General features: G+C 65.7%; 22 protein-coding genes and 1 other RNA gene. 7 read left to right on the top strand and 16 right to left on the bottom strand.

Features of this window, described 5'->3' with window-relative positions; all coding sequences use genetic code 11:
* Positions 1-52: 52 nt before the first annotated feature.
* The 3 genes from moaA to moeA all read left to right on the top strand — a co-directional run bounded on the left by moaA (position 53) and on the right by moeA (position 3,272).
* Entirely contained in the window at positions 53-1,204 is a 1,152-nt protein-coding gene (gene moaA, locus AC1RRP_RS13970; RefSeq protein WP_493037144.1) for a GTP 3',8-cyclase MoaA, read from the top strand.
* A 156-nt stretch (positions 1,205-1,360) separates the two neighbouring features.
* Positions 1,361-1,981 (top strand): molybdenum cofactor guanylyltransferase MobA, encoded by a 621-nt coding sequence (gene mobA / locus AC1RRP_RS13965; RefSeq protein WP_493037424.1) that lies wholly within the window; start codon positions 1,361-1,363, stop codon positions 1,979-1,981.
* A gap of 13 nt (positions 1,982-1,994) precedes the next feature.
* Positions 1,995-3,272, top strand: a complete 1,278-nt coding sequence (gene moeA / locus AC1RRP_RS13960; RefSeq protein ID WP_493037142.1) for a molybdopterin molybdotransferase MoeA — start codon at positions 1,995-1,997, stop codon at positions 3,270-3,272.
* Here the strand turns inward: moeA and AC1RRP_RS13955 are convergent, their stop codons facing one another.
* The 5 genes from AC1RRP_RS13955 to AC1RRP_RS13935 all read right to left on the bottom strand — a co-directional run bounded on the left by AC1RRP_RS13955 (position 3,273) and on the right by AC1RRP_RS13935 (position 11,447).
* Positions 3,273-5,783 (bottom strand): cation-translocating P-type ATPase, encoded by a 2,511-nt coding sequence (locus tag AC1RRP_RS13955; protein ID WP_493037140.1) that lies wholly within the window; start codon positions 5,781-5,783, stop codon positions 3,273-3,275.
* A gap of 40 nt (positions 5,784-5,823) precedes the next feature.
* Positions 5,824-8,913, bottom strand: coding sequence for an efflux RND transporter permease subunit (locus AC1RRP_RS13950; protein ID WP_493037138.1), 3,090 nt, complete (start codon positions 8,911-8,913; stop codon positions 5,824-5,826).
* A 21-nt stretch (positions 8,914-8,934) separates the two neighbouring features.
* Entirely contained in the window at positions 8,935-10,068 is a 1,134-nt protein-coding gene (locus tag AC1RRP_RS13945; protein WP_493037136.1) for an efflux RND transporter periplasmic adaptor subunit, read from the bottom strand.
* Between the two features lie 135 nt (positions 10,069-10,203).
* Positions 10,204-10,653: a ribonuclease HI gene (gene rnhA / locus AC1RRP_RS13940; protein ID WP_057676418.1), complete on the bottom strand. Its 450-nt coding sequence runs from the start codon at positions 10,651-10,653 to the stop codon at positions 10,204-10,206.
* Entirely contained in the window at positions 10,650-11,447 is a 798-nt protein-coding gene (locus AC1RRP_RS13935; RefSeq protein WP_493037131.1) for a class I SAM-dependent methyltransferase, read from the bottom strand. Before AC1RRP_RS13935 ends, rnhA begins: the two co-directional genes overlap by 4 nt.
* Between AC1RRP_RS13935 and gloB the strand changes: the two genes are divergently transcribed.
* On the top strand, positions 11,446-12,288 hold the full coding sequence (gloB, locus tag AC1RRP_RS13930; RefSeq protein WP_493037129.1) for a hydroxyacylglutathione hydrolase: 843 nt from the start codon (positions 11,446-11,448) through the stop codon (positions 12,286-12,288). The two genes, AC1RRP_RS13935 and gloB, sit on opposite strands and share 2 nt — an antisense overlap.
* A complete protein-coding gene (locus AC1RRP_RS13925) occupies positions 12,285-13,799 on the top strand; it encodes a transglycosylase SLT domain-containing protein (RefSeq protein ID WP_493037128.1) in 1,515 nt (504 codons plus the stop codon). The genes gloB and AC1RRP_RS13925 overlap by 4 nt, the downstream gene beginning before the upstream one ends.
* 9 nt (positions 13,800-13,808) lie before the next feature.
* Here AC1RRP_RS13925 and AC1RRP_RS13920 read toward each other — a convergent pair whose 3' ends face one another.
* From AC1RRP_RS13920 to dnaX, 9 genes are all read right to left on the bottom strand, one after another.
* A complete protein-coding gene (locus AC1RRP_RS13920) occupies positions 13,809-14,654 on the bottom strand; it encodes an ABC transporter permease (protein WP_493037126.1) in 846 nt (281 codons plus the stop codon).
* A gap of 1 nt (position 14,655) precedes the next feature.
* Entirely contained in the window at positions 14,656-15,477 is an 822-nt protein-coding gene (locus AC1RRP_RS13915; RefSeq protein ID WP_493037124.1) for an ABC transporter ATP-binding protein, read from the bottom strand.
* A 13-nt stretch (positions 15,478-15,490) separates the two neighbouring features.
* On the bottom strand, positions 15,491-16,129 hold the full coding sequence (locus AC1RRP_RS13910; protein WP_493037122.1) for a hypothetical protein: 639 nt from the start codon (positions 16,127-16,129) through the stop codon (positions 15,491-15,493).
* On the bottom strand, positions 16,126-16,686 hold the full coding sequence (locus AC1RRP_RS13905; protein WP_493037120.1) for a hypothetical protein: 561 nt from the start codon (positions 16,684-16,686) through the stop codon (positions 16,126-16,128). Before AC1RRP_RS13905 ends, AC1RRP_RS13910 begins: the two co-directional genes overlap by 4 nt.
* A 105-nt stretch (positions 16,687-16,791) precedes the next feature.
* On the bottom strand, positions 16,792-17,838 hold the full coding sequence (locus tag AC1RRP_RS13900; protein WP_493037118.1) for an ABC transporter substrate-binding protein: 1,047 nt from the start codon (positions 17,836-17,838) through the stop codon (positions 16,792-16,794).
* A gap of 131 nt (positions 17,839-17,969) precedes the next feature.
* A complete protein-coding gene (locus AC1RRP_RS13895; RefSeq protein ID WP_493037116.1) occupies positions 17,970-18,383 on the bottom strand; it encodes an MAPEG family protein in 414 nt (137 codons plus the stop codon).
* Positions 18,384-18,436: 53 nt separating this feature from the next.
* A complete protein-coding gene (gene recR, locus AC1RRP_RS13890; protein WP_493037114.1) occupies positions 18,437-19,027 on the bottom strand; it encodes a recombination mediator RecR in 591 nt (196 codons plus the stop codon).
* 3 nt (positions 19,028-19,030) lie between these two features.
* Complete coding sequence (locus AC1RRP_RS13885) at positions 19,031-19,363, bottom strand: YbaB/EbfC family nucleoid-associated protein (RefSeq protein ID WP_493037112.1); 333 nt, start codon at positions 19,361-19,363, stop codon at positions 19,031-19,033.
* An 8-nt stretch (positions 19,364-19,371) separates the two neighbouring features.
* On the bottom strand, positions 19,372-21,213 hold the full coding sequence (dnaX, locus tag AC1RRP_RS13880) for a DNA polymerase III subunit gamma/tau (RefSeq protein WP_493037110.1): 1,842 nt from the start codon (positions 21,211-21,213) through the stop codon (positions 19,372-19,374).
* 85 nt (positions 21,214-21,298) lie between these two features.
* Between dnaX and ffs the strand changes: the two genes are divergently transcribed.
* Both ffs and AC1RRP_RS13870 read left to right on the top strand, forming a co-directional pair.
* Positions 21,299-21,395: signal recognition particle sRNA small type (gene ffs / locus AC1RRP_RS13875), an RNA gene on the top strand.
* A gap of 363 nt (positions 21,396-21,758) precedes the next feature.
* Positions 21,759-22,700: a site-specific integrase gene (locus AC1RRP_RS13870; protein WP_493037108.1), complete on the top strand. Its 942-nt coding sequence runs from the start codon at positions 21,759-21,761 to the stop codon at positions 22,698-22,700.
* A gap of 51 nt (positions 22,701-22,751) precedes the next feature.
* Here the strand turns inward: AC1RRP_RS13870 and AC1RRP_RS13865 are convergent, their stop codons facing one another.
* Together AC1RRP_RS13865 and AC1RRP_RS13860 are read right to left on the bottom strand one after the other, a co-directional pair.
* Positions 22,752-23,357, bottom strand: a complete 606-nt coding sequence (locus AC1RRP_RS13865) for a hypothetical protein (RefSeq protein WP_493037106.1) — start codon at positions 23,355-23,357, stop codon at positions 22,752-22,754.
* A 67-nt stretch (positions 23,358-23,424) separates the two neighbouring features.
* Positions 23,425-24,123: a hypothetical protein gene (locus AC1RRP_RS13860; protein ID WP_493037104.1), complete on the bottom strand. Its 699-nt coding sequence runs from the start codon at positions 24,121-24,123 to the stop codon at positions 23,425-23,427.
* Positions 24,124-24,357 lie beyond the last annotated feature (234 nt).

Here is a 24,357-nt window from a genome sequence, read left to right as displayed (position 1 = left end):
CCCTGATTCTGCCTTGCCGCCAGGGGTATGCCGGCTGGGTCACAATAAGGGTATGTCCGAACGTGTCATCCCCCTGGTCGACCAGCGCATCCCGACGCTGAGGGCCCCTGCGGCCGCCTTCGACCCGACCACCCGCATCGCGGCCACCGGGCTGCTGGCCGACCGCCTGGGCCGGCCCCTGCGCGACCTGCGCATCAGCGTGACCGACCGCTGCAATTTCCGCTGCAGCTACTGCATGCCCAAGGAAATCTTCGACAAGGACTATGCCTATCTGCCGCACAGCGCGCTGCTGAGCTTCGAGGAAATCACCCGGGTGGCACGCCTCTTTGCCGCCCATGGCGTGCGCAAGATCCGCCTCACGGGCGGCGAGCCCCTGCTGCGCAAGAACATCGAGGTATTGATCGAACAGCTGGCCGCCCTGCGTACCGTCGATGGCGAGCCCCTGGACCTGACGCTGACCACCAACGGCTCCTTGCTGGCGCGCAAGGCCAAAGCCCTCAAGGCCGCTGGCCTGCAACGCGTGACCGTCAGCCTGGACGGGCTGGACGATGCCGTCTTCCGCAGCATGAACGACGTCGACTTCCCCGTGGCCGACGTGCTCGAAGGCATCCAGGCGGCCAAGGAAGCGGGTCTGGGCCCGATCAAGATCAATATGGTGGTCAAACGCGGCACCAACGAGCACGAGATCCTGCGCATGGCCCGCCATTTCCGCGGCTCTGGCATGGTGCTGCGATTCATCGAGTACATGGACGTGGGCGCCACCAACGGCTGGTGCATGGACGAGGTGCTGCCCTCGGCCGAGGTGGTCAAGCTCATCCACGCCGACATGCCCCTGGTGCAGCTCGGCCACAGCGCCCCGGGGGAGACTGCCGAACGCTGGGGTTATGCCGATGCCACCGGCCGCCATGACCAGGCAGCGGGCGAGATCGGTGTCATCAGCAGCGTCACGCACGCCTTCTGCGGCGACTGCAACCGCGCCCGCCTCTCCACCGAAGGCCGGCTCTACCTCTGCCTGTTCGCGACCCAGGGCCATGACTTGCGCTCCTTGATCCGTGGCGGCGCCAGCGACGCCGATATCGAGTCGGCCATCGGACACATCTGGGGCGCACGAGACGACCGCTATTCCGAACAGCGCGGCGCCCAGCCGCCCGACAGCGGCCACGGCGGCCAGCGTCGCGTCGAGATGAGCTACATCGGAGGGTGAATTTGACTCACCCCCAGGCTACGCGCACTGCGTGTCGCTACGCCACCCCCCTTGCAGGGAGCGGCGCCAGCAGCCCGGCACAGCCGGTTCCGCGGCGTCTCCCGCTTGGCACGTTGGCTGTCGAAACCTTGCTTCAATCATGAGGAATCTGACTTGATCGCTCCAGAAGAAATCACCGGCCTGATCCTGGCCGGCGGCCGCGGCAGCCGCATGGGCGGCATCGACAAGGGCCTGCAGAACTTCAACGGCATGCCCATGGCCCTGCACACGCTGATGCGCCTGCAGATGCAGGTGGGCCAGGTGATGATCAACGCCAACCGCAACCTGGCGGCCTACGAATCCTTCGGCGCCGAAGTCTGGCCCGACGTGCTGGCCGACTATCCCGGCCCGCTGGCCGGTTTCCTGACCGGGCTGGAACGCTGCGAAACGCCCTACCTCGTCACGGCCCCCTGCGACTCACCGCGCTTCCCGCTGGACCTGGTGACGCGCCTGGCCGAAGCCATGGACCGCGAGCAGGCCGAAGTCGCCATGGCCGCCGCCCCGGAAAAAGAGGAGCAGGGCGGGGTGAAAGTGCGGACCCAGCCGGTGTTCTGCCTGCTGCGCATCGAGTTGCTGGAGAGCCTGGTCCAGTTCACCCAGGGGGGTGGGCGCAAGATCGACGCCTGGACCGCGCAGCACAAGACCGTGGTCGTGCCTTTTGACCAGCCCGGCGACGACCCGCTGGCTTTTGCCAACGCGAACACCCTGGCCGAGCTCAAGCAACTCGAAAATTCCTGATCCGGTCTCCCGCATGAAAAGCATTGAGCAGATCGCCGCCGAGCTTCAGGGCTACGACCCGCAGGCCCTGAGCGCCGCCGCCGTCAACGACTTCCTGGCCCGCCTGGTCGAGCCGGTCGCGCAAGTGGAGGAACTGCCCCTCTTCGATGCGCTGGACCGGGTGCTGGCGCAGGACTTGATCTCCCCCGTCAGCGTGCCGCCGCACGACAACTCGGCCATGGATGGCTACGCCTTCGACGGTCGCCAGCTGCGCGCCGACGGCCCGCTCACGCTGACCCCGGTCGGCACTGCCCTGGCCGGCAAGGCCTGGGCCGGCACGGTGGGCCCGGGCCAGTGCCTGCGCATCATGACCGGCGCCATCATGCCCGCCGGGCTGGACACCGTGGTGCCGCAGGAGTTCGTCAAGGCCGAGGGCGAAGCCATCACCATTCCCCCTGGACTACTGCAACCCGGTGACAACCGCCGCCTGCTGGGCGAGGACGTGCGGCAGGGCCAGCCCGCGCTACACCAGGGCACCCGGCTCTCGCCCGCCGCACTGGGCCTGGCCGCCAGCCTGGGCATCCCCACGGTACGGGTCTGGCGCCGCCTCAAGGTGGCCTACTTCTCCACCGGCGACGAGATCCTGAGCCTGGGCGAGGCGCCGCGCGAAGGCGCGGTCTACGACAGCAACCGCTACACCGTCTTCGGCCTGCTCAAGGGGCTGGGCATCGAGGTGCTGGACTACGGCGTGGTCGGCGACAGCCCCGAGCGGCTGGAAGCGACCTTCCGTCGTGCGGCAGCCGAAGCCGACGCCATCATCACCAGCGGTGGCGTGAGCGTGGGCGAGGCCGACTACACCAAGGCCATGATGAAGAAACTCGGCGACGTGGCCTTCTGGCGCATCGCCATGCGCCCGGGCCGCCCCATGGCGGTGGGCCGCATCAGCGCCGGGGGCCGTTCTTCCGTGCTGTTTGGGTTACCCGGCAACCCGGTGGCTGTGATGGTGACCTTCCTGGCCTTCGTACGCCCTGCCCTGCTGCAGATGATGGGCTGCACCGCCGCGCCCGCCCCGCTGCTGCGCGCACGCAGTCTGGAGGCGCTGCGCAAGAAACCTGGGCGCACCGAGTACCAGCGGGGCTTCGTCAGCGCCGCCCCCGACGGCGGCCTGCAGGTGCGCACCACAGGCAATCAGGGTTCAGGTGTGCTCAGCTCCATGGTGCAGGGCAACGGCCTCATCGTCTTGCATCACGGCCAGGGCAACGTCGCCGTGGGCGACGAAGTCGACGTGATGATGTTCGACGGCGTGATCTGATCAGACCCGACCGGACAGACTCCGCCGCGCCAGCATCCGCAGCACCTCGAACCACAGCAGACACCCCCCTGCCCCTGCCAGGGCGATGCCCAGCAGCCCAGCAGACAACGGCGCCATGTGCAGCACACCGGTCAGTGGCGGCAGGTAGAGCGCGAATGCCAGCAGCCCCAAGGTGAAAGCCATGACGCCCCACAGCATGCGGTTGGGGACCAGCCAGGAGGCCAGCAGGCCACTCGGGCCGGCGCGGTTGGACACGATCAGCGCCAGATTGCCCAGCACCAGGGTGCTGAAGGCCAGCGATCGCGCCTGCGCTTCGTCGAGCTGCTGCGTCCCCCATAGATAAACCCCCAGCACCGCCGCCAGCACACCCAGGCCCTGCAGCACCGCCTGCACCAGCGTGCCGCCGGCAAACAGCGGGGCGGCCGGATCGCGCGGCGGCTGGCGCATCACGTCCTCGTCGGCTGGCTCGTTCTCGAACACCATGGCGCAGGCCGGGTCGATCGCCAGCTCCAGCAGCGCGATGTGCATGGGAAACAGCACGATGGGCCAGCCCAGCAGCAGCGGCAGCAAGGCCATGCCGGCGATCGGAACGTGCACCGCCATGATGTAGCTCATGGACTTGCGCAGGTTGCCGAAGATGCGCCGGCCCTGGCGCACGGCACGCACGATGGACGCAAAGTTGTCGTCGACGAGCACGATGGCCGCCGCCTCGCGCGCCACATCGGTTCCGCGCGCGCCCATGGCCACCCCCACGTGCGCCGCCTTGAGGGCCGGTGCATCGTTGACACCGTCGCCCGTCATGGCCACCACCGCCCCGTTGGCCTGCAGAGCCTGCACGATGCGCAGCTTCTGCGCCGGGGTGATGCGTGCGCAGATGCTGGCCGAGCGCAGGCGTTGCTGCAGTTCGGCATCCGGCAGGCGCTCGAGTTCGTCGCCGCTGAGCACCTCCTGCGCATCGAGCCCGGCCTGGCGTGCGATGGCGCGCGCCGTGACCGGGTAATCGCCCGTGATCATCACCACACGGATGCCGGCCTCGCGGCACTCGCGCATGGCCTGCGGGATTTCCTCGCGCAGCGGATCGGCCAGACCCAGCAGTCCGATGAATTCAAAGTCGAAGTCGTGCTCGCCCGCGGGCCAGGGCGGGCCGGCGTGGCGGGCCCGCGCCACCCCCAGCACACGCAGGCCGCGCGCGGCCATGGCATCGGCTGCGGCCTCCACGTCCCCGCGACGCGACGTATCCAGATGGCAGAGGTCGACGATCGCCTCCGGCGACCCCTTGGCCGCCACCACATGGAATTCGGGCGCCTCGCCCTTCCAGACGTGGGCCATGGCCCGCAACTCCGGGGTCAGGGCGTATTCGTGCACCAGTGACCAGTGCGCATGCAGATGCTCGGTCTGCGCCAGATACTGCTGCCCCAGGGCATGGAAGGCCTGCTCCATCGGATCGTAGGGGTCGATGCGGCTGGCCAGGATGGCGTATTCCACGAGGGTGTGGAAGTCCTCGGGCAAGTCACTGCGCGGCGCCCCGTCCAGCGTCAGTTCGGCGCCACCCGCGCTCAGGCTGGCCACGCGCATGCGGTTCTGGGTCAAGGTGCCGGTCTTGTCCACGCACAGCACCGAAGTGGCACCCAGGGTCTCGATGGCCGCGATGCGGCGCGTCAGGACCTGCTGGCGCGACAGGCGCCAGGCCCCCAACGCGGGCAGCACGGTCAGCACCACCGTGAACTCCTCGGGCATCATCGCGATGGCCAGGGCGATGCCGGCCAGCAAGGCCTGCAGCCAGTCACCACGCGACAGGCCCTGGACCAGCACCAGCAGCAGGCACACGCCCAGGCCCAGCCAGGCCAGCCGGTGTACCAGGGTACGGGTCTGGCGCCGCAGCGGCGACTCCTCGGCCTGCACGGTCTGCAAGGCCTGGCCGATCTGTCCCATCTGGCTGCGTGGCCCGGTGGCGCTCACCCGCGCCAGACCCTGGCCCTGCACCACCAGCGTACCGGCATGCAGCGCCGACACCGTACCTGCGTCCTTGCTGACCGGCACCGACTCTCCCGTGAGCAGGGATTCGTCCACCTGCAACTCGCCGCCCGAGAGCAGTTCGGCATCCGCCGCCACGCGGTCGCCTTCGGCCAGCAGCATCAAATCGCCACGCACCAGTTCACGGCCGGCCAGGGTCTGCACCTGGCCGTCGCGGATGACACGCGCGCGTGGGCTGGAGAGATCGCGCAAGGCCTGGATGGCACGCTCCGTCTTGCCCTCCTGGTACAGCGTGAGGCCGATCACCACGCACACCATCAGCGCCAGGCTCAGGCTCTCCTGCAGCTCACCCAACAGCAGGTAGAGGCCGGCCGCGGCGAGCAGCAGGGAGAACATGGGGTCGCGCACGGTCTCGCGCAAGATGTGCAGCCAGCTACGCCCACCGTCGCCCGGCAGGGCATTGGGGCCGTCCGCAGCCAGGCGCCGGGCGGCCTCGGCGGAACTCAGGCCGGGGTCATCGGTGGAGAGTTGGCTCATGCCGCTGATTGTGCGGCATGGCCCGGGGTGTGGCCCGGCCCTACTTGGCGATCAGCTCGGCGTCGTGCGCCGCGGCCTCGCTGACCGCACGCTTGTCGGCGCCGGGCGCGTGCTTGCGCGCCAGCAGGGTGTACATGGTCGGCACAACGAAGATGGTCAGCAGCGTGCCCAGTGTCATGCCGCCCACGATGACCCAGCCGATCTGGATGCGGCTCTCGGCGCCCGCCCCGGTGGACAGCGCCAGCGGCACCGCCCCCAGCACCATGGCGCCGGTGGTCATCAAGATGGGGCGCAGGCGTTGGCTGGAGGCCTTCACCACGGCCTCGAACATGTCCATGCCCTGCTCGCGCATCTGGTTGGCAAACTCGACGATCAGGATGCCGTGTTTGGTGATCAGCCCCACGAGCGTGATCAGGCCGATCTGCGAATAGACGTTGAGCGAGCCGTTGCTCCACTTGAGCGCCAGCAGCGCGCCGATCATGGACAGCGGCACCGAGAGCATGATGACCAGCGGATCGATGAAACTCTCGAACTGCGCTGCCAGCACCAGGAAGATGAACAGCAGCGCCAGCACGAACACGATGGTGAGCGAACCCTGCGAGTTCTTGAATTCGCGCGACGTGCCGTTGAGATCGGTGGTGTAACCCGGTTTGAGCACGCGGGCACCGACCTGGTCCAGGAAATCGAGCGCCTGCCCCAGGGAATAGTCAGGTGCCAGATTGGCCGTGATGGTGACCGCACGGCGCTGGCTGAAGTGGTTGAGCTCACGCGGCGAGACCGACTCGCGCACCGTCACCAGCGAAGCCAGTGGGATCATGGTGTCGTTGCGGCCGCGTACGAAGATGCGCTCGATGTCATCGGGCGTATCACGGCCCACCGACTGCGTCTGCACGATCACGTCGTACTGGTCGCCGCCCTTCTTGTAACGCGTGACCAGCCGGCCGCCCAGCATGGTCTCGATGGCGCGCGCCACGGCATCCACGCCGACCCCCAGGTCCGAAGCCTTTTCCCGGTTCACGTCGATCTTGAGTTCAGGCTTGTTCAGGCGCAGGTCCACGTCCGCCCCCTGGATGCCCGGGTTCTTGGCGATCTCGTCGAGGAACTGGCGCACCACCTGGTTCAGGTTTTCGTAACTCTCCGAGGTGAGGATCACGAAATTGACCGGCCGCTCGCGAAAACCCTGGCCCAGCGAGGGCGGCGTGATGGGGAAAGCCGACACGCCCGGCAGCGCGGCGATGCGGGGCTGCATCTCGCGCGCCATCTCCAGCGTGGTGCGTTTGCGCTCATCCCAGTCCACCGCGCGCAAGGTCACGTTGGCCTGGCTGACCGTCGGGTTGCCGGTCACCACGAAGATGCGGTCGAATTCCGGATACTGGCTGCCGATCTTCTCGATCGCGCTGGCGTACTTGTCGGTGTAGGCCATGGTGGCACCATCGGGTGCATTGATCACGTTGAGGATCACGCCGCGGTCTTCCATGGGCGCCAGCTCGCGCTTCATGCCGGGCAGCACCACGGCGATGGCCAGCACCACACCGGCCATCACCAGCAACACCAGCCAGCGCATGCCCAGCACGCGGCGCAGCAGGCGCTCGTAGCCATCGCTCAGCGCGATCAGACGGGCCTCCATCCAGCGATCGAAGAACGAAGGCTTGGGGTTGTGGCGCAACAGGCGCGAGCACATCATGGGCGAAAGCGTCAGCGCGATGAAACCCGAGACGATCACCGCGCCGGCCAGCGCCAGCGCAAATTCCACGAACAGGCGGCCGGTGCGTCCCGGCGTGAAGGCCAGCGGCGCATAAACGGCCGCCAGGGTCAGGGTCATCGCCACCACGGCAAAACCCACCTCCTTGGCGCCCTTGATGGCCGCGCTGAAGGGGTCCAGCCCCTCCTCGATGTGGCGGTAGATGTTCTCCAGCACCACGATCGCATCGTCCACCACCAGGCCGATGGCCAGCACCAGCGCCAGCAGGGTCAGGGTATTGACCGTGAAACCCGCCAGCGCCATCAGCGCGAAGGTGCCGATCAGGCTGACCGGGATGGTGACGATGGGAATGATGGAGGCACGGAAGGTGCGCAGGAAGACGAAGATCACCAGCGCCACCAGCACCACAGCCTCGACGATGGTCTGGAACACGTTCTTGATCGAGCGGTCGATGAAAACCGAGTTGTCATTGGCAATCAGGATGCTGATGCCCGGCGGCAGGTCGGCCTCCAGCCTGGGCAGCATCTCGCGCACGCCGCGGCTGAGCTCCAGCGGGTTGGCCGTGGCCTGGCGGATCACGCCGGCGGAGATGGCCGGGCGGCCATTGATGCGCACCGAGGTGCGCTCCTCAGCCGCCGCCTCTTCGATGCGCGCCACGTCGCGCAACTTGACCGGGAAGCCGTTGACGGTGCGGATCACGATCTCGCCGAACTGCGCCGGCTTGATCAGGTCGGTGTTGGAGGTGACCGAGAACTCCCGCTGGCGGCTCTCGATGCGGCCGGCCGGCACTTCCAGGTTGCTGCGTCGGATCGCGTCCTCGGCGTCCTGCGTGGTCAGCTTGTAGGCCGCCAGGCGATCCGGGTCCAGCCAGACGCGCATGGCGTACTTGCGCTCGCCGAAGATGCGCACATCGGCCGCGCCGGTGACGGTCTGCAGCCGCGGCTTGACGATGCGGTTGATCAGCTCGTTGAGCTGCAGCTGGCTGTGGGTGTCGCTGGAAAAGGCCAGCCAGATCACGGGGAAGGCATCGGCCTCGACCTTGGCAATGACGGGCTCGTCGATGGCTTGCGGAAGCTTGTTGCGCACGCGCGAGGTGCGGTCGCGCACCTCGGCGGCAGCGGCGTCGGCGTCCTTCTCCAGGCGGAACCGCACGGTGATCTGCGCCTGCTCGGCGCGCGAGATCGAGGTGATCACGTCCACCGCATCAATGCCGGCGATCGAATCCTCCAGGGGCTTGGCCACCTGCGACTCCACCACCTCGGCCGAGGCGCCCGCATAACGCACGGTGACGGTGACCACTGGCTCGTCGATCTTGGGGTATTCGCGCACCGGCAGCCTGGTGAAGCTCACGGCGCCGATCAGCAGCACCAGCAGCGAGAGCACGGTGGCAAACACCGGCCGGCGGATCGATACTTCAGGCAGTTGCATGGTGACTCCTGGTGCCTGTTCTCAGTTGGCGGGACGGCTCAGCTCCAGCACCCGGACCGGGCTGCCGTCGCGCTGCAGGCGTTGCTGGCCGGCCGTGACCACGGTATCGCCTTCCTTGAGTCCGTCGAGGATCTCCACCTGGCCCGGACGGCGGATGCCCACCGTCACCGCGACGCGCTGCGACACCAGGCTGTCGTTGTCCGGCCCCGGCACCAGCTTGATGACGAACTGCCGCCCCCCCTGGGGCACGATGGCCTCTTCGGGAATCACGCGGGCTTTTTCACGCGAGCCGAACACGGTGCTCACGCGTGCAAACATGCCGGGACGCAGCAGCAGTTGCTGGTTGGTGATGCTGGCACGCACGCCGATGGAACGGCCGTTCGCGTCGATCAGCGGATCCACGGCCTGCACCCGCGCTTCGAACCTGCGCCCGGGGAGTGCATCGAGCTCGACGGAGGCCTTCTGCCCCGACTTGAGCAGGGTCTGGTAGCGCTCGGGCAGGCGGTAGTCGACATAGACCGTGTCGATGTCTTCCAGGTTCACGATGTCGGTGCCGTCCTTGAGGTAGTCCCCCACGTTGACGTTGCGGATGCCGGCGATGCCGTCGAAAGGCGCCAGGATCTTCAGTCGAGCGGCGGTGGCCTGCGCCAGCGCCAGCTTGGCTTGCGACACTTCGAGGTTGGCCGCGCTCTCGTCCAGCGAACGCTGGCTGACGAAGTTCTGCGCCAGCAGCTCCTGGTTGCGCTTGTGGTTGGCCTGGGCAATGGACAGCTCGGCCTGGCTTTGCTTGATCTGCGCCAGCTGCAGCTGGTCGTCGAACTGCACCAGCAGCTGGCCCTTGCGCACGCGCTCGCCGTCACGGAAGTTGAGCTGGGTGATGCGCCCGCTGACCTCGGGACGCAGCATCACGCCCTGGCGTGAGCGCAGGCTGCCGACGGCCTGCGCATCGTCCGTCAGTTTCATGATCTGGACCTTGGCCACCTCCACGGTGACCGGGCGTGCCGGTCCGCCCGCGGCCGACGCGCCACCGGATGCCGGGCTGGCACTCTCGCGGTTTGCCGCCGCAGGCGTCTTGTTCTGGTACCACCACGCGGCACCGGACGCCGCCACGATGCCGACAGCGGCGATCACCGGGTAAAGAAATTTGGAAACCATGGATGAATCGAAAACTCGGACTGCTTCCCCGCCCGGGATGGGGCGAGACAGCTGAAGACTGTAACAGTCAGCGCCCGTTTCCGCATGCGCAATAGCCCTTAGGGCCGGCGAGCCGAACGCGGCTTTGCACAAGCTTTACAAACGCCCCAGGGCCCGTTCGACACCCCGGTTGGCCAGCATGTCGGCACGCTCGTTGCCGGGGTCGCCATCATGACCTTTGACCCAGCGCCAATCGATGCGATGGCCCGCCCCGGCCACCAGCGCATCGAGCCGTTGCCACAGGTCGACGTTCTTGACCGGCTGCTTGGCCGCGGTTTTCCAGCCCCTGGCCTTCCAGCCGGCCAGCCACTCGGTGATGCCCTTGAGCACATACTGGCTGTCGGCGTGCAAGACCACGTGGCAGGGACGCTTGAGCGACTCCAGGGCCATGATCACGGCCAGCATCTCCATGCGGTTGTTGGTGGTCTCGCGCTCGCCGCCAAACAACTCCTTCTCCACGCCGCCGGATTTCAGCAGCACGCCCCAGCCACCCGGGCCGGGGTTGCCCTTGCAGGCGCCATCGGTATAGATCTCGACCGTGTTCACGTTTCTTGTCCCTCGTTCATGCGTGCCTGATTGTCGCCGCTGCGGCGCACCAGGGGCGCGGTGGCCGCGGCCTTGTTGTTCGCTTTTCTCCAGGCCGGCTCCAGCAGGCGCACGCCGTATACGCGTTTGACGGCCACCAGGAAGTAGGCTGCGCCAAAGAAGGGCCACCAGCGAGCGCCGACGCCGTCCATCCATCCATAGCGTCCCAGCCATTTCTCGCTGCGCACCAGCGGCCGGTAGCAGCCATGGTGTGCGACCTCGACCTCGAAGTCGAGCAGGCGCAGCCAGTCGCGCAGCCGCCAGTTGCCGATGAACTCCAGCGGCTGCGGCAGCAGCGGCGTGCCCAGGCCGACGCGCCGACACAGCTGCTCGCGCCGCTGTCGCAAGCCCCACAGGCTGGCCGGGTTGAAGCCGCTGAGCACCACGCGGCCACCGGGCACCAGCACGCGCGCCACCTCGCGCAGGGTGGCGTGCGGATCCGGGTGGCTGTCCAGCGCGTGCGGCAGGGCCACCAGGTCCAGACTGGCCTCGGGAAACGGCAGGGCCGCATAGTCGCTCAGCAGCGCCGAGCGTGCATTCGCCGCCCCGGGCGCAACCGGCTGGCTGGTCGCCAGCCAGCGGTGCGACATGCGGTTGCTTGCCAGCGCATCGAGGGCAGGCAGGCCCAGCTGCAGGGCGTGATAGCCGAAGATGTCGGCCACCAGCAGATCGAACTGCTGTTGTTCCCACGCCAACAGGTAAGACCCGGCAGGGGTCTCAAACCAGTCCTGCAAACCTATAATTCCGTCATTCATGACACTGCTTCCACTGCCCGCCTTCGACGACAACTACATCTGGATGCTGCATGACGGGCGCCAGGCTCTCGTCGTCGACCCCGGTGATGAGCAACCGGTGTTGCAGGCGCTGCAGGCCCACGGCCTGCAACTCAAGGCGATTCTAGTCACCCACCACCATGCCGACCACGTCGGCGGCGTGGCCGCCCTGCGCGCGGCCACCGATGCCACGGTCTACGGTCCCGCCGGCGAAACCATGCCCGAGCCGCTGCAGCGCTACACCGAAGGCGACACGCTGGACCTGCTGGGCCTGCATTTCACCGTGCTTGACGTGCCCGGCCACACCGCTGGTCACATCGCCTGGTACTGTGGCCCCCACGGGACTGCGCCCCTGCCCCCCGAGGGGGCTCAGCCAGCTTGGGGCGGCCCGGCGCAGGCTGGTGCAGATTGCGACGGCCAGCCCCTGCTGTTCTGCGGCGACACCTTGTTCTCCGGCGGCTGCGGCCGCCTCTTCGAAGGCACGCCGGCCCAGATGCTGGCGTCACTCGACAAGCTCGCAGCCCTGCCCGGCAATACGCGCGTGTGCTGTGCGCACGAATACACCCTGAGCAACCTGCGCTTTGCGCGCACGGTGGAGCCCGACAACACGGCGCTGCAGGACTACAGCCGGCAATGCGAAGCGCTGCGGGCACGCCAGCTGCCTACCCTGCCCTCGACCATCGCGGTCGAGCGTGACATCAACCCCTTCCTGCGCTCGCGCCAGCCCGCCGTGGCCCGCGCCATGCAGGCCCGTTCTGCAGCAGCAGCCGACGACGTCAGCGTTTTCGCGACCCTGCGCGAGTGGAAAAACCAGTTCAAATGACATTCTTCAGCCACGCCTTCCTGGCCGGCCTGCTTCTCCTGCTGGGTGGCTGCGCCAGCATGGGGCCGAGCGACCAGGCCACCACCTCGTCACCGGCCGAGGCGCCCGGGGTGGCTGACAGCCAGCCCTACGCCCCGCCGACCCCGCTGTTCAGCCGCAAGCCCGAATACCCGGCCGGCGACCTGACACCTATCGCCGCGCATGAACCCGCACCGCGCACCGTGGCAGCGATGACCCCGCCCGCCGACCTCTGGGAACGCATCCGCCGCGGTTTTGCCATGCCCGACCTGCAAAGCAGTCTGGTGCCCGGTCGCGAGCAGTGGTACGCCGCGCGCCCCCAGGACCTGGAGAACATGGCCGAGCGCTCGCGCAAGTACCTGTTCCACATCGTCGAGGAGCTGGAGCGCCGCGGCCTGCCCACCGAGCTGGCCCTGCTGCCCTTCATCGAGAGCGCCTTCAACCCGCAGGCCTACTCGCGCGCACGCGCCGCCGGCATGTGGCAGTTCATTCCCAGCACCGGCAAGCTCTACCAGCTCAAGCAGAACGCCTTTCGCGACGATCGGCGCGACGTGCTGGCGTCCACGCGCGCCGCCCTCGATTACCTGGAACGGCTGCACGGCATGTTCGGCGACTGGCACCTGGCCCTGGCCTCCTACAACTGGGGCGAGGGCAGCGTGGGGCGCGCCATCGCCAAGAACAAGCGCCAGGGCAAGGGCACGGGCTACCTGGACCTGAACATGCCCATGGAGACGCGTTACTACATCCCCAAGCTGCAGGCCATGAAGAACATCGTGGCCAACCCCGGGGCCTTCCGCATCCAGCTGCCGGTGATCGACAACCACCCTTACTTCGACACCGTCACCATCACCCGCGACATCGACGTGGCCCTGGCCGCCCGGCTGGCTGAGGTGCCGCTGGCCGACTTCAAGGCACTCAATCCCTCGCTGCACCGCCCCGTCATCCTGGCCGCCGGCACGCCGCAGATCCTGCTGCCCTGGGACAACGCCGCCATCTTCCAGCGCAACCTCGATGCCTACGCTGGCGACCGCCTCTCGAGCTGGACGGTCTGGATCGCGCCCTCGACCATGAAGACGGCCGATGCGGCCAAGCGCCTCAAGATGAGCGAAGCCGATCTGCGCTATGCCAACGACATCCCGACGCACATGATCATCCGCGCCGGCTCCACCCTGCTGGTGCCGCGCCCGGCCAGCCAGGAGCGCGACGTAACCGTGCGCATCGCCGACAACGGCCAGCTCGCACTGGTGCCGGAGACCGAACTGCGGCGCATCGTGCTCAAGGCTGGCAAGAGGGATTCGGTGGCGACCGTCGCGCGCCGCTACGGCTTGGCGCCCACCAAGGTCGCCGAATGGAACAACGTGGGCACTGGCGCGGCCTTCAAACCGGGGCAGAACATCGTGATCCACCGCTGGGTCCCCGTACGCTCCAACCAGGGCACGCCCGTGCGCCCCAAGGCGGCCATCACCCCGACCACGCGCGTGGCCAACCGCTGAATCGAAAAGCTAGAGCTTTTCCGTCTCGCCCTGGCGCGGCTGCCATTTCATGAGCCGGCGCTCGATGCGCCCGACCAGACCGTCGAGCAACAGCGCAAACGTGGTGAGCACCACGATGCCGGCGAACACCGTGTTGACGTCAAACGTGCCCTCGGCCTGCAGGATCAGGTAGCCCACGCCGCGCGCCGAGCCCAGGTACTCGCCCACCACCGCCCCCACGAAAGCCAGGCCCACCGAGGTGTGCAGGCTGGAGAAGACCCAGGCCGTGGCGCTGGGCAGGTAGACCGTGCGCAGCAGCTGGCGCTGGTTGGCACCCAGCATGCGGGCGTTGGACAAGACCACCGGGCTGACCTCGCGCACGCCCTGGTAGACGTTGAAGAAGACGATGAAAAACACCAGCGTGACCGCCAGTGCCACCTTGCTCCAGATCCCCAGGCCGAACCACATGGCAAAGATGGGAGCCAGGATCACGCGCGGCATGGCGTTGGCGGCCTTGATGTAGGGATCGAGGATGGCGCTGGCCAGGGGCGAGAGCGCCAGCCACAGGCCGCAGGCCAGGCCCAGCACGGTGCCGATGCCAAAGGCCAGGAAGGTTTCGAGCAGGGTGGTGCCCAGATGGCGGTAGATGTCGGCATTGCCGCTCAGGCCGTCGGGAAACAGGACATTGGGAGCCACCGCCCAGGGCAGGAACCAGGACCAGACGCGCCCGGCCACCTGGATGGGCTCACCCAGGAAGAAGGCCAGCTGCACGTCGCGCGAAGCCAGTTGCCACAGGCCCAGGAAGACCAGCAGCACGCCGACCTGCCACAGGCGCAGGTTGCCGGCATGGGGCTTGAAGCGTTGCCAGAGCGTCATGTCACGCGACCTTCTTCAGTTGTTGCTGGTAGCCCTTGAGCACTTCTTCGCGCAGCACACCCCAGATCTGCGTGTGCAGCTCGATAAAACGCGGCGTCGCCCGCACCTCCGCCACATTGCGCGGCCGCGGCAGGTCGATGCTGAACTCGCCCATGGGCCGGGTGGCCGGTCCGGCCGACAGCACCACGACGCGATCGCTCATGGCGATGGCCTCGTCCAGGTCGTGCGTGATGAACAGCACGGCCTTCTTCCTGGCCGCCCAGAGCTCCAGCACCTCGTCCTCCATCAGCTGGCGGGTCTGGATATCCAGCGCACTGAAGGGCTCGTCCATGAGGATGATGTCCGGGTCCAGCGCCAGGGTCTGGGCCAGCGCCGTGCGCTTGCGCATGCCGCCCGAGAGCTGGTGCGGGTAACGGTCGCCGAAGCCGACCAGGCCCACGCGGGCCAGCCAGTCCTGGGCCTGGGCACGCGCCTGAACATCCGGCACACCGCGGTACTGCAGGCCCAGCATCACGTTGTCCAGCGCGCTGCGCCAGGGCAGCAGGGCCTCGGTCTGGAACATGTAGCCGGCGCGCCGGTTGATGCCGCGCAACGGCTCGCCGAAAACACGCACCTCGCCGGCACTGGGCGCCAGCAGGCCCGCCCCTACATTGAGCAGGGTGGACTTGCCGCAGCCGGTGGGTCCGACCACCGAGACGAACTCGCCGGCCGCCACACGCAGGGTGGTATCGGCCACGGCTGTGTACGACGGCCCACCGCCGGGCACGGCGAAGGTGCAGGTGATGCCCAGGAGTTCCAGTGCCTGGGGCGAGTCCGTGGCCATGCGTGACGGGCGCTCAGGGGCGGGAGACAGGAACGGCAAGCGCTTTGCGCAGGCTCACGCCCTTGCCGAAACGGCGCTGGAACTCGGCGTTGGCGCTGGCGTAGTCGTCGCGCACCACGACCTTGGTGGTTCCGAAGAACTCGTCGCGGTGGTAACGGATGGTGCCGATGTAGACCGCCTTGTCGCCAGGGCGCACATCCACCCGGAACAGGCCCTGCAGGGGCGCGGTCGTGTCGGCCGGCGAGGACGAATTGCCGGAGCGGACCTCGATCCTGGCGTACATCACCACCCAGGATTTGACGATGTAGAAGGGCTGGGCCGGATGGCTGACAAAGAAATGCTGGCCGAAAGGTGCGTTGATGCGCTGCTTCAGATCGCCCAGGGACAGGCGATCCATCTCGCGCGGTTCCTCGTCCAGGATCACCAGGGCCAGGCGGTCGTACTCCGCATAACGTTCGCTGAGCTTTTGTTCGCCAGGCTTGAGCGGCGGGTCGAGTTCGATGCGCCCCACCAGCAGGGTCTCACCGGCGGCAAGCTGGGCCAGGTTCTCGACCGGCTTGATGCGGCTGGTGGGCACGCAGGCCGCCAGCAACAGCACCGCACCCAGGGCCGGCGCCAGCCGGCGCAGGACATGGAAGGCCGCCGCGCTCATTTTTTCCCCAGCTCCGCGAGACGGCTGCGGATGCGGGCCTCCCACTGCGTGCCCTTGATCCAGTCTTCCTTCTGGATGCGTTGCAGCAGCTCCGCCTCGGAGGGCGACTTGACACGCTCGATGGCGAACTTGCTGCCCTCGAAGAAGCCGGTCTTGACCTTGGTGTAGCGGTAGGCGCCCATGAAATAGATGCCGGGCTTCTGGATGCGCACAGCCGTTTCGTTGCGGCCATAAGTCGGGAAGCGGTAGACATTGTTGCCGGCAAAGAAGCCCGAGCCCTGCAGCGTGGCCAGCTGGTAGGCACCCAGGGGCAGGTAGGGCTGGGTCAGCAGCTGGCCGTCGCCGGCCACGGTCATGTGCCAGTAGCCTTCCTCGCCCTGAGGCTTGAGGCTGGCACCGTCGATCTTGGTCGGAGCTTCCGACATGTCGACATACGCAAAGACCAGTGAGTTGGTCGGATCGTTGATGTCGCGCTCGGGGCCGATCGAGTTCGAGCCACAAGACGCCAGCATGACGGACAGAAGCACCAGACCCCAGCGCCGGATGTTTGCAATCATGAAATCTCCCAAGGACACGTTGAAAGCTGTATGAAGACCGGACGCACCGGCCACCCTGCGATTCTGGCACCGCTTGCTTTCGGGCCAAGCGCCCGGCAGCTGGACTCAGGCCTTGAAACGCGCCTTGGCCCGGGCCGCGAACTGGTTGGTCCAGGTCTTGGCGAGGTCGATCTTGTCGGCCTTGAGCGTGGCGTCGAAGCTGGCCAGCGCGCGCAGCGCCGTCTTGCCGCCTTCCTCCGGGAAGACGCCATCGAGCGCAATCGACTCGCGCACCTTGTCGAAGGAGGCGAGGTACAGGCCACGGTCACCCAGCAGGTAGGACTCGGGCACGGTCTTGATGATGTCGCTCGGGCCGGCGGTCTGCAGCCACTTGAGACCGTGCACGATGGCATTGGTCAGCGCCTGCGCCGTGTTGGGGTTCTTCTGCAGGAACTCCATGGGCGCATACAGGCAGGCCGCCGGCATGGGACCGCCGAAGACCTCGTTGGTGCCTTTGAGCGTACGGGTGTCAAAGACGACACGCACGTCACCCTTCTGCTCCAGCATGGTCATGACCGGATCGATGTTGCAGATGGCATCGATCTGGCCCGAGCGCAGCGCGGTCAGCGCGCCCGCCGAGGTGCCCACGCCGATGAAACTCACATCGCCGGCCTTGATCCCGGCGCGCGACAGCACCAGGTTGGCCATCATGTTGGTGGAGGAGCCCGGCGCCGTCACACCGATCTTCTTGCCCTTGAGGTCGGCCACCGACTTGTAGCCGGGCAGGGTCTTGTTGGAGATGCCCAGCGCAATCTGCGGCGCACGCCCCTGCAGCACGAAGGCCTGGAACATCTGGCCCTTGTTCTGCAGGTTGATGGTGTGCTCATAGGCCCCGCTGACCACATCGGCCGAACCGCCCACCACGGCCTGCAGCGCACGTGCGCCACCGGCGAAGTCACTGATCTCGACCTCCAGCCCCTCGGCCTTGAAGTAACCCAGTTGCTCGGCCAGCGTGAGCGGCAGGTAATAGAACGAGGCCTTGCCACCGACGGCAATGGCCACCTTGGTCTTTTCCGGCCGATTCTGGGCGCGCAGGGCTGGCGCGGCCAGCGCCGCGGCGGCCAGCGCCGTCCCGGCGGTGAACACACGACGGTTGATGAGATTTTTTGACATTGTTAGAGACTCCCGAGGTACAGACGATCTTGACGCATCAAGCCTATCAAGACGCAAAAAAACCCGCATCGGGAAACATCCCGAGCGGGTTTACACCTAAATCTCACCGGGCAGCAGCGCCGCCCGGCCTCTCAGCGATAGCCGAGGAAAAGTATGGCGATGTTGACCGCCAGCCCCGCCCCCCAGACCACGGAGCGCACCGTGCCCATGCCCGCCACGTAAACCATGATGTAGAACAGGCGCAGGAAGACGAAGAGGAAGGCCAGCACGTCCAGCCGGGCCTGGTGGGCGCCCAGCTGGTGGGCAATGATGACCGCACCGATGAAGAAGGGCAGCACCTCGAAGCTGTTCTGCTGCGCCGCATTGGCGCGGGCCCGCCAGTCGGTCTGCTGCGCCAGCCAGGCGCGCGGGTTGTCGTTGTCGTAGCCACCTTCGCGACGGGACTTGCCCATCATGCCGGACTTGGCGATGCCGGCGCAGAGGATGGGCAGCAGGGCGGCGATCAGGACACACCAGTAGGCCAAGGTGAAACGGGCAAAGGTCATGATGTTTTCGTCGGAGAGTAGGGGTCGCAAGGGCTTTCGAAATCTGCGGCGGATTATCGCCGGTCCACCAGGGCGTGGGCGATGGTGCCCAGGTCCACGTACTCGAGTTCGCTGCCGATGGGCACGCCGCGCGCCAGCCGCGTGAAGGCCACACCGCGCACCTTGAGCGCCTCGGCGATCACATGCGCCGTGGCCTCGCCCTCGGCCGTGAAGTTGGTGGCCAGGATGACCTCGCGCACCGTACCATCGCTGGCGCGCTCGAAGAACTGCTTGAGCCCGATATCGCGTGGACCGATGCCGTCCAGCGGGCTGAGCTTGCCCATGAGCACGTAGTACAGGCCCTTGTAGGCACCGGTACGCTCCAGCGCCATCTGGTCGGCCGGGGTTTCCACCACGCAGAGCTTGCTGGCGTCGCGCGCCGGGTCCTGGCAGGTGGCGCAGATCTCACCTTCGCTGAAGGTGTGGCAGCGTGCGCAATGGCGCACGCTGGTGGCAGCCTCCTGCAGTGCCCGCGACAGGAGCTGCGCGCCCGCGCGGTCGTGCTGCAGCAGGTGGAAGGCCATGCGCGAGGCCGACTTCACGCCCACGCCCGGCAGCCGGCGCAGGGCCTGGATCAACGCGTCAAGGGTATGGGCGTCGGACACGAATCAGAAAGGAAACTTCATGCCACCGGGCAGTCCCGGCATGCCGGCAGTCAGCTTGCCCAGCTTCTCCTGGCTGGTCTCCTCGGCCTTGCGCACGGCCGCGTTGAAGGCCGCAGCCACCAGATCTTCCAGCATGTCCTTGTCGTCGGCCAGCAGGCTGGGATCGATGGTGACGCGCTTGACGTCGTGCTTGCAGGTCATGAGCACCTTGACCAGGCCGGCCCCGGACTCACCGGTAACTTCGATGAAAGCCAGTTCGTCCTGGGCCTTCTTGAGGTTGTCCTGCATGGCCTGGGCCTGCTTCATGAGGCCGGCGAGTTGTCCTTTGTTGAACATGTCGTTCCTTAAGCGTTGATGTCAATGGGTTTGATGCTGCCCGGCACGATTTTCGCGCCGAAGTCACGCATCATGGTCTGCACGAAGGGGTCTTCGTAAATCAGTTTTTCTGCGGCCTGTTGTTTCTCTTCTGCAATGGCGGCATTGCGCTTGGCCGGGCTGTCACCCACGCGGCCGATCTCCACGGCCAGGGTCACACTGTGCCCCGCGGCCTGCAGGGCCGCCTGCAGACGCTCGCGGCTGGAGGTGGAGTTGAGCGACTCGCGCTCCACGCGCAGCAGCCACTGGTCACTGTCGCGCGCCACCAGTTGCGACTGCAGGGCCAGTTCGCGCACCAGAGCGGTCACGGCCTCGCTGGCGACGAGTCCGCGTACCACCTGGTGCCAATAGCCGCCCTCTTCGGTCGGCACCAATGGCGAACCGGCACTGGGTCCAGGCGCATCGGCGCGTGATTCAGGCGCCACCCGCACCGGCACAGCCACCACCTGGGCGGCCTGCACAGCCGTCATCGGTCTGGCCGGCTGCACGGGGTGTTCGTCATCGACCACGGACAGGACCTGGCCCGGCGGCGTGCCGCCGGCAGGCCGAACCGGAGTCGGCACAGGGGCTGCAATAGGGCGGGCGGCCACAGGCGGCGCAGGCACGGGGGGCGCGGGTCTGGGTGCGCTGGTCTGCGCCGGCGTCGCCACAGGCTGGGGCCGCGACGCGGCCTCAGCCGATTTCAGTGTTTTTTTTTCAGCCGACCCGGCAACGCCGGGCTTGAAAGCGAGCAGGCGCAAGAGCACCATGGTGAGCGCGGCGTACTCATCGGGCGCCAGCCCCAGCTCGCCGCGCCCGTGCAGGCACAGGCTGTAGAGCAGCTGCGTCTCGTCGGCCGGCAGCAGCGCGGCCAGGCGCGCCGTCTCGACCGCCTCGGGATCGGAGTCGTCGGCGCTGTCGGGCACCGCCTGCAACACGGCCATGCGCTGCAGCACCACACTCATCTCCTCCAGTGTGGAGGCCGCGCTCTGGCCGTTGACGCGCAAGGTCTCGGAGGTCTCCACCACCGTCTTGCCATCGCCCTGGGCCAGCGCATCGATGAGCCGGAACACATGCGAGCGGTCCACGCTGCCCAGCATCTGGCGCACCGTCTCGACCTGCAGCTGGCCCGAGCCGAAAGCGATGGCCTGGTCGGTCAGCGACAAGGCGTCGCGCATGGAGCCGCGTGCGGCCCGTGCGATCAGGCGCAGGGCCGCCGGCTCGGCCGGCACGTTCTCGGCCGCCAGCACCTTGACCAGGTGTTCCAGCACGGTCTCGGGCGCCATGGGCCGCAGGTTGAACTGCAGGCAGCGCGAGAGCACGGTGACTGGCACCTTCTGCGGATCGGTCGTGGCCAGCACGAACTTGAGGTACTCGGGCGGTTCCTCCAGCGTCTTGAGCATGGCGTTGAAGGCCGTGTTCGAGAGCATGTGGACTTCGTCGATCATGAAGACCTTGAAGCGCCCTTGCACCGGCTTGTAGACCGCCTGCTCCAGCAGGGCCTGGACCTCGTCCACACCGCGGTTGGAGGCGGCGTCGAGCTCGGTGTAGTCCACAAAGCGACCCGAGTCGATGTCGGTACAGGCCTGGCAGACACCACAAGGCTGGTCGGTGATGCCGCCCTGCCCGTCCGCACCGACGCAATTGAGCGACTTGGCCAGGATGCGCGCGACCGTGGTCTTGCCCACGCCGCGCGTGCCGGTGAAGAGGTAGGCATGGTGCAGGCGCCCCGTTTGGAGCGCGTTGCCCAGCGCCCGCACCACGTGCTCCTGCCCCACCATTTCGGTGAAGCTCTTCGGCCGGTATTTGCGGGCGAGCACGAGATAGGACATGCGCCCGATTCTAAGGTGTGGACCGCGCCGAATATTCCGGACCGGTGGCCTTTAAGTTCCAGCCTCAGCCCTTACAATAGATACCGACGGGCCTTCCCGCATGGTGAAGCGGCCAACCGGGTCAGGTGGGGAACCAAGCAGCCCTAACTGTGGAGCCAGTGCCGGGGTCGAGGTCCGTCACCTTATTCGGACAAAATGAGGATTCATGCGGGTTCCCAGCCATTGGGACCCTCTTGAGGCTCATTTTGTAGCACCTGGATGTGACACGTTGTTGTTCAACGTGGAGCATCCCAGTGCCAAGACTCACAGGTCTTTTCCAACGCGGCGGGTCGTACTACCTCCGCATCGTCCTTCCCCTAGACCACCCCCTAAAGAGTCAGTACCGCAATGGCCGGTGGGTCCAGACCTTGGGCCCCTGCAGCCATCGTGAGGCGGTCATCAAGGGCACCGTCAAGCGGGCCGAGGTACTTGGCGGCTACGTAGCACCCGAGGCCCCGCCAGTAGCCGCCACAAGCGTTCCAACTGCCACCCCCAAGCCGATTTACTTGCGGGAGGTCTACGACCGCTGGGCCAAGGCGCGGGCGCGCACCGCTGACACCACCACAGCCTGCGGGCTGGCGCTCAAGCTCTACGAGCAACAGACCGGCAATCCTCCCATTCAGCAGCTGACGCGGGCTCAAGGGGAGGAATTTCGCACTTGGCTACGTACCCTCCCCTCCGCATCCAAGACGGCCCGAGACCGGCTTATTTGGGTGAGAGCCTTGCTCAAGTACGCAGCCGAGGACCTGGAGTGGCTGCCCCGGAACCCTTGGGACGGCCTCGACATGCTATTCAAGACCGAGAGGAAGCGCAGGCCCTGGACAGACACCGAGTTGGGGCTGTTCTTTTCGCAGGAGCTGTACACGGCCTACAAGCTCCCCAAGGACAAGAAGGCTGGGGCAGATGCTGCTTACTGGATTCCTCTGTTGGGGCTCTATACGGGAGCGCGGCTGGGCGAACTGGCACAGCTGCGGGTCACAGATGTCCAAACCGGCGGCGAAATGCCAATGCTTTCAATTGCCGATGAAGGAGATGGACAGTCCGTCAAGACTGAGGCAGGAGTCCGGTTGGTGCCGATTCACAGCGAACTGATTCGACTTGGATTCCTCGTCTATGTAGAAGCAATAAGGTCCCAAAAAGAGACTCCCCTTTGGCCGCAGCTACCGATTCGGAAGGGGCGACCTGGAGGCTACTTCTCCCAGTGGTTTGGATCAGTTCGCAAATCACTTGGATTTAGCTCCTACCCAGACTTCCACTGTTTTCGCCACACGGTACGAACCATGTTGGCAGAAGCTGAGATTCAGGAATCGACCATTGACCTCTTACTAGGCCATGAAGTCACCGGCAGCACAGGGGCCAAGGTCTATACGCACAGGACCAAGGGTTTCCTAAAAAACGCCATTGAACGGCTGAAATTCCCCACCTTATCACTGTCAAGCGCTGATTGACAGCCACGTTATCTGGGTAAGTGAGGAAGGGAATCCGGCATCAAGCGCCTCCTATGGATTGACTTCTGCCTGCTCCTCTTGTAAATAGTACAGAGCTACCCGCTTGCCAAAAAATGGGTAGTCAACCTTAAAGGGTGCTCCAGGGTGAAAGAGTACGGGATCAGGCACCAGTTCACCTCTGCCCCCTTCATCCCGGTACAAGAACAGCAGCAGCAAATACAAACCGGCAACCGCATTCAAAGCATGCTTGAGATTAGCGCTTGCAAAGTGCTCATTCCGCTGGTGCTTTACATCGTTGTATGCTGCCCACCAAATCGGATTCTTGTCCTTCCCCCACTGTTCCCAGGGGGTAAGCGTTAGGCCGAATTTCGGTAATGTGACAACAGCGCCAGGCAGCATGCCGCATGCTGGAATAATCGTTTTTCGATAGCCGTTGATGTCACGAGCTTTGCTACCAGGATTAATCTTCTTGCAGAACAGCTTGGCGACTACATCCACCTCGGATGCTGCCGTAATGACGATACGCGCCAGCTCAAGGGAAAAGGCTGAAAAATTGGCCTCTGCGGGCTCCAAATACCTCGACATACGAACGAGGTCATCTTCGAGAGCAAGAAAGTAATTCCAGTGCTGGCGCACAGGTCCGACTTGAATTCCCATAGCCCCTCCTAGTCAATAAACTTAATGCGCCATGAAATACCGAGTTACGGCGAAGCCGCTTCATAGCTTATTTTTTAAGCCTGTTGGGATTCTTCAAGTCCTCCAGTGTCATGGCTTTATGGGTTACCTCGACCCGTATCTCTTGCTCGAATACCAACGGGGTTTTTAACTCGTGCGCCAGCATCCGGCATCTGAATAACAGGGAGCCGCTTGTTTCAGGTGTCAATGCTAAAAAATTCTCGATGGTGACGCTTTCACCGGGAAGGGCTTTGTCGATTCGTGCAGTGCACGCCTGCAGTTTTCCCCTCTTCTCGATGTCAAGGGAGGTCCGAGGTACAGGAGCGGGTCTTGACGGAATAAGCAGCCCCGCAAAGTTGGTTTCTCGGTCCGGTTTTCGGGGTAGCTTTCGGCTTGGCGTTAACCGGACTGGTGATTCGTCGCCACTAGTGACACTGATTTCCAGCTTGCAGTCACTGAGCGAAAAGCTAGAGTTGTTCGTGATGGTAATGTGCGTCGAAACAACTCCGTTCCAGACTTGAAACCACTCAGCCAGTTCTCTCCAATAGTCCGAGTTTGTTCGACCGGCAAGAATCACCATCCCCACTGGCAAGTTACTGGTAACACTGTAGTCCGGCAGTGCTTGTATGTCTCCAAAATCGACAACAGTAACCTTCTGCAAGGTATTTGCTAGATCGTCGCCTGCATGATTGTGGAGTCTTAAACCAACTGATGGGTGCTGAAGTGTTTCCACCTCAGATGAGCCCATGTCGGCCACTTCAGACGGATCCGCCTCTCCAGTTGAACTACCCCGGCGAATGTAGACAGTTCTCGCTGTGACCTTGCCAAAACTCTCCTTGGCATAGATCGGGCGTTTTTGCTTTGCGATGGTGATGACGCCGATGGTCTTCCCGTTGAAGGGGCGGACTGGGCTTCCCCCGATTCCCCGGACACATTCAATAACATGATGTGTTCAGGAGATATCAATGACGAGGACAAGAAG

The sequence above is a fragment of the Hylemonella sp. GW821-FHT12C09 genome, assembly GCF_058807395.1.
Note: the sequence above shows the minus strand (reverse complement) of the source record. Positions and strands in the feature narration are given on the sequence as shown.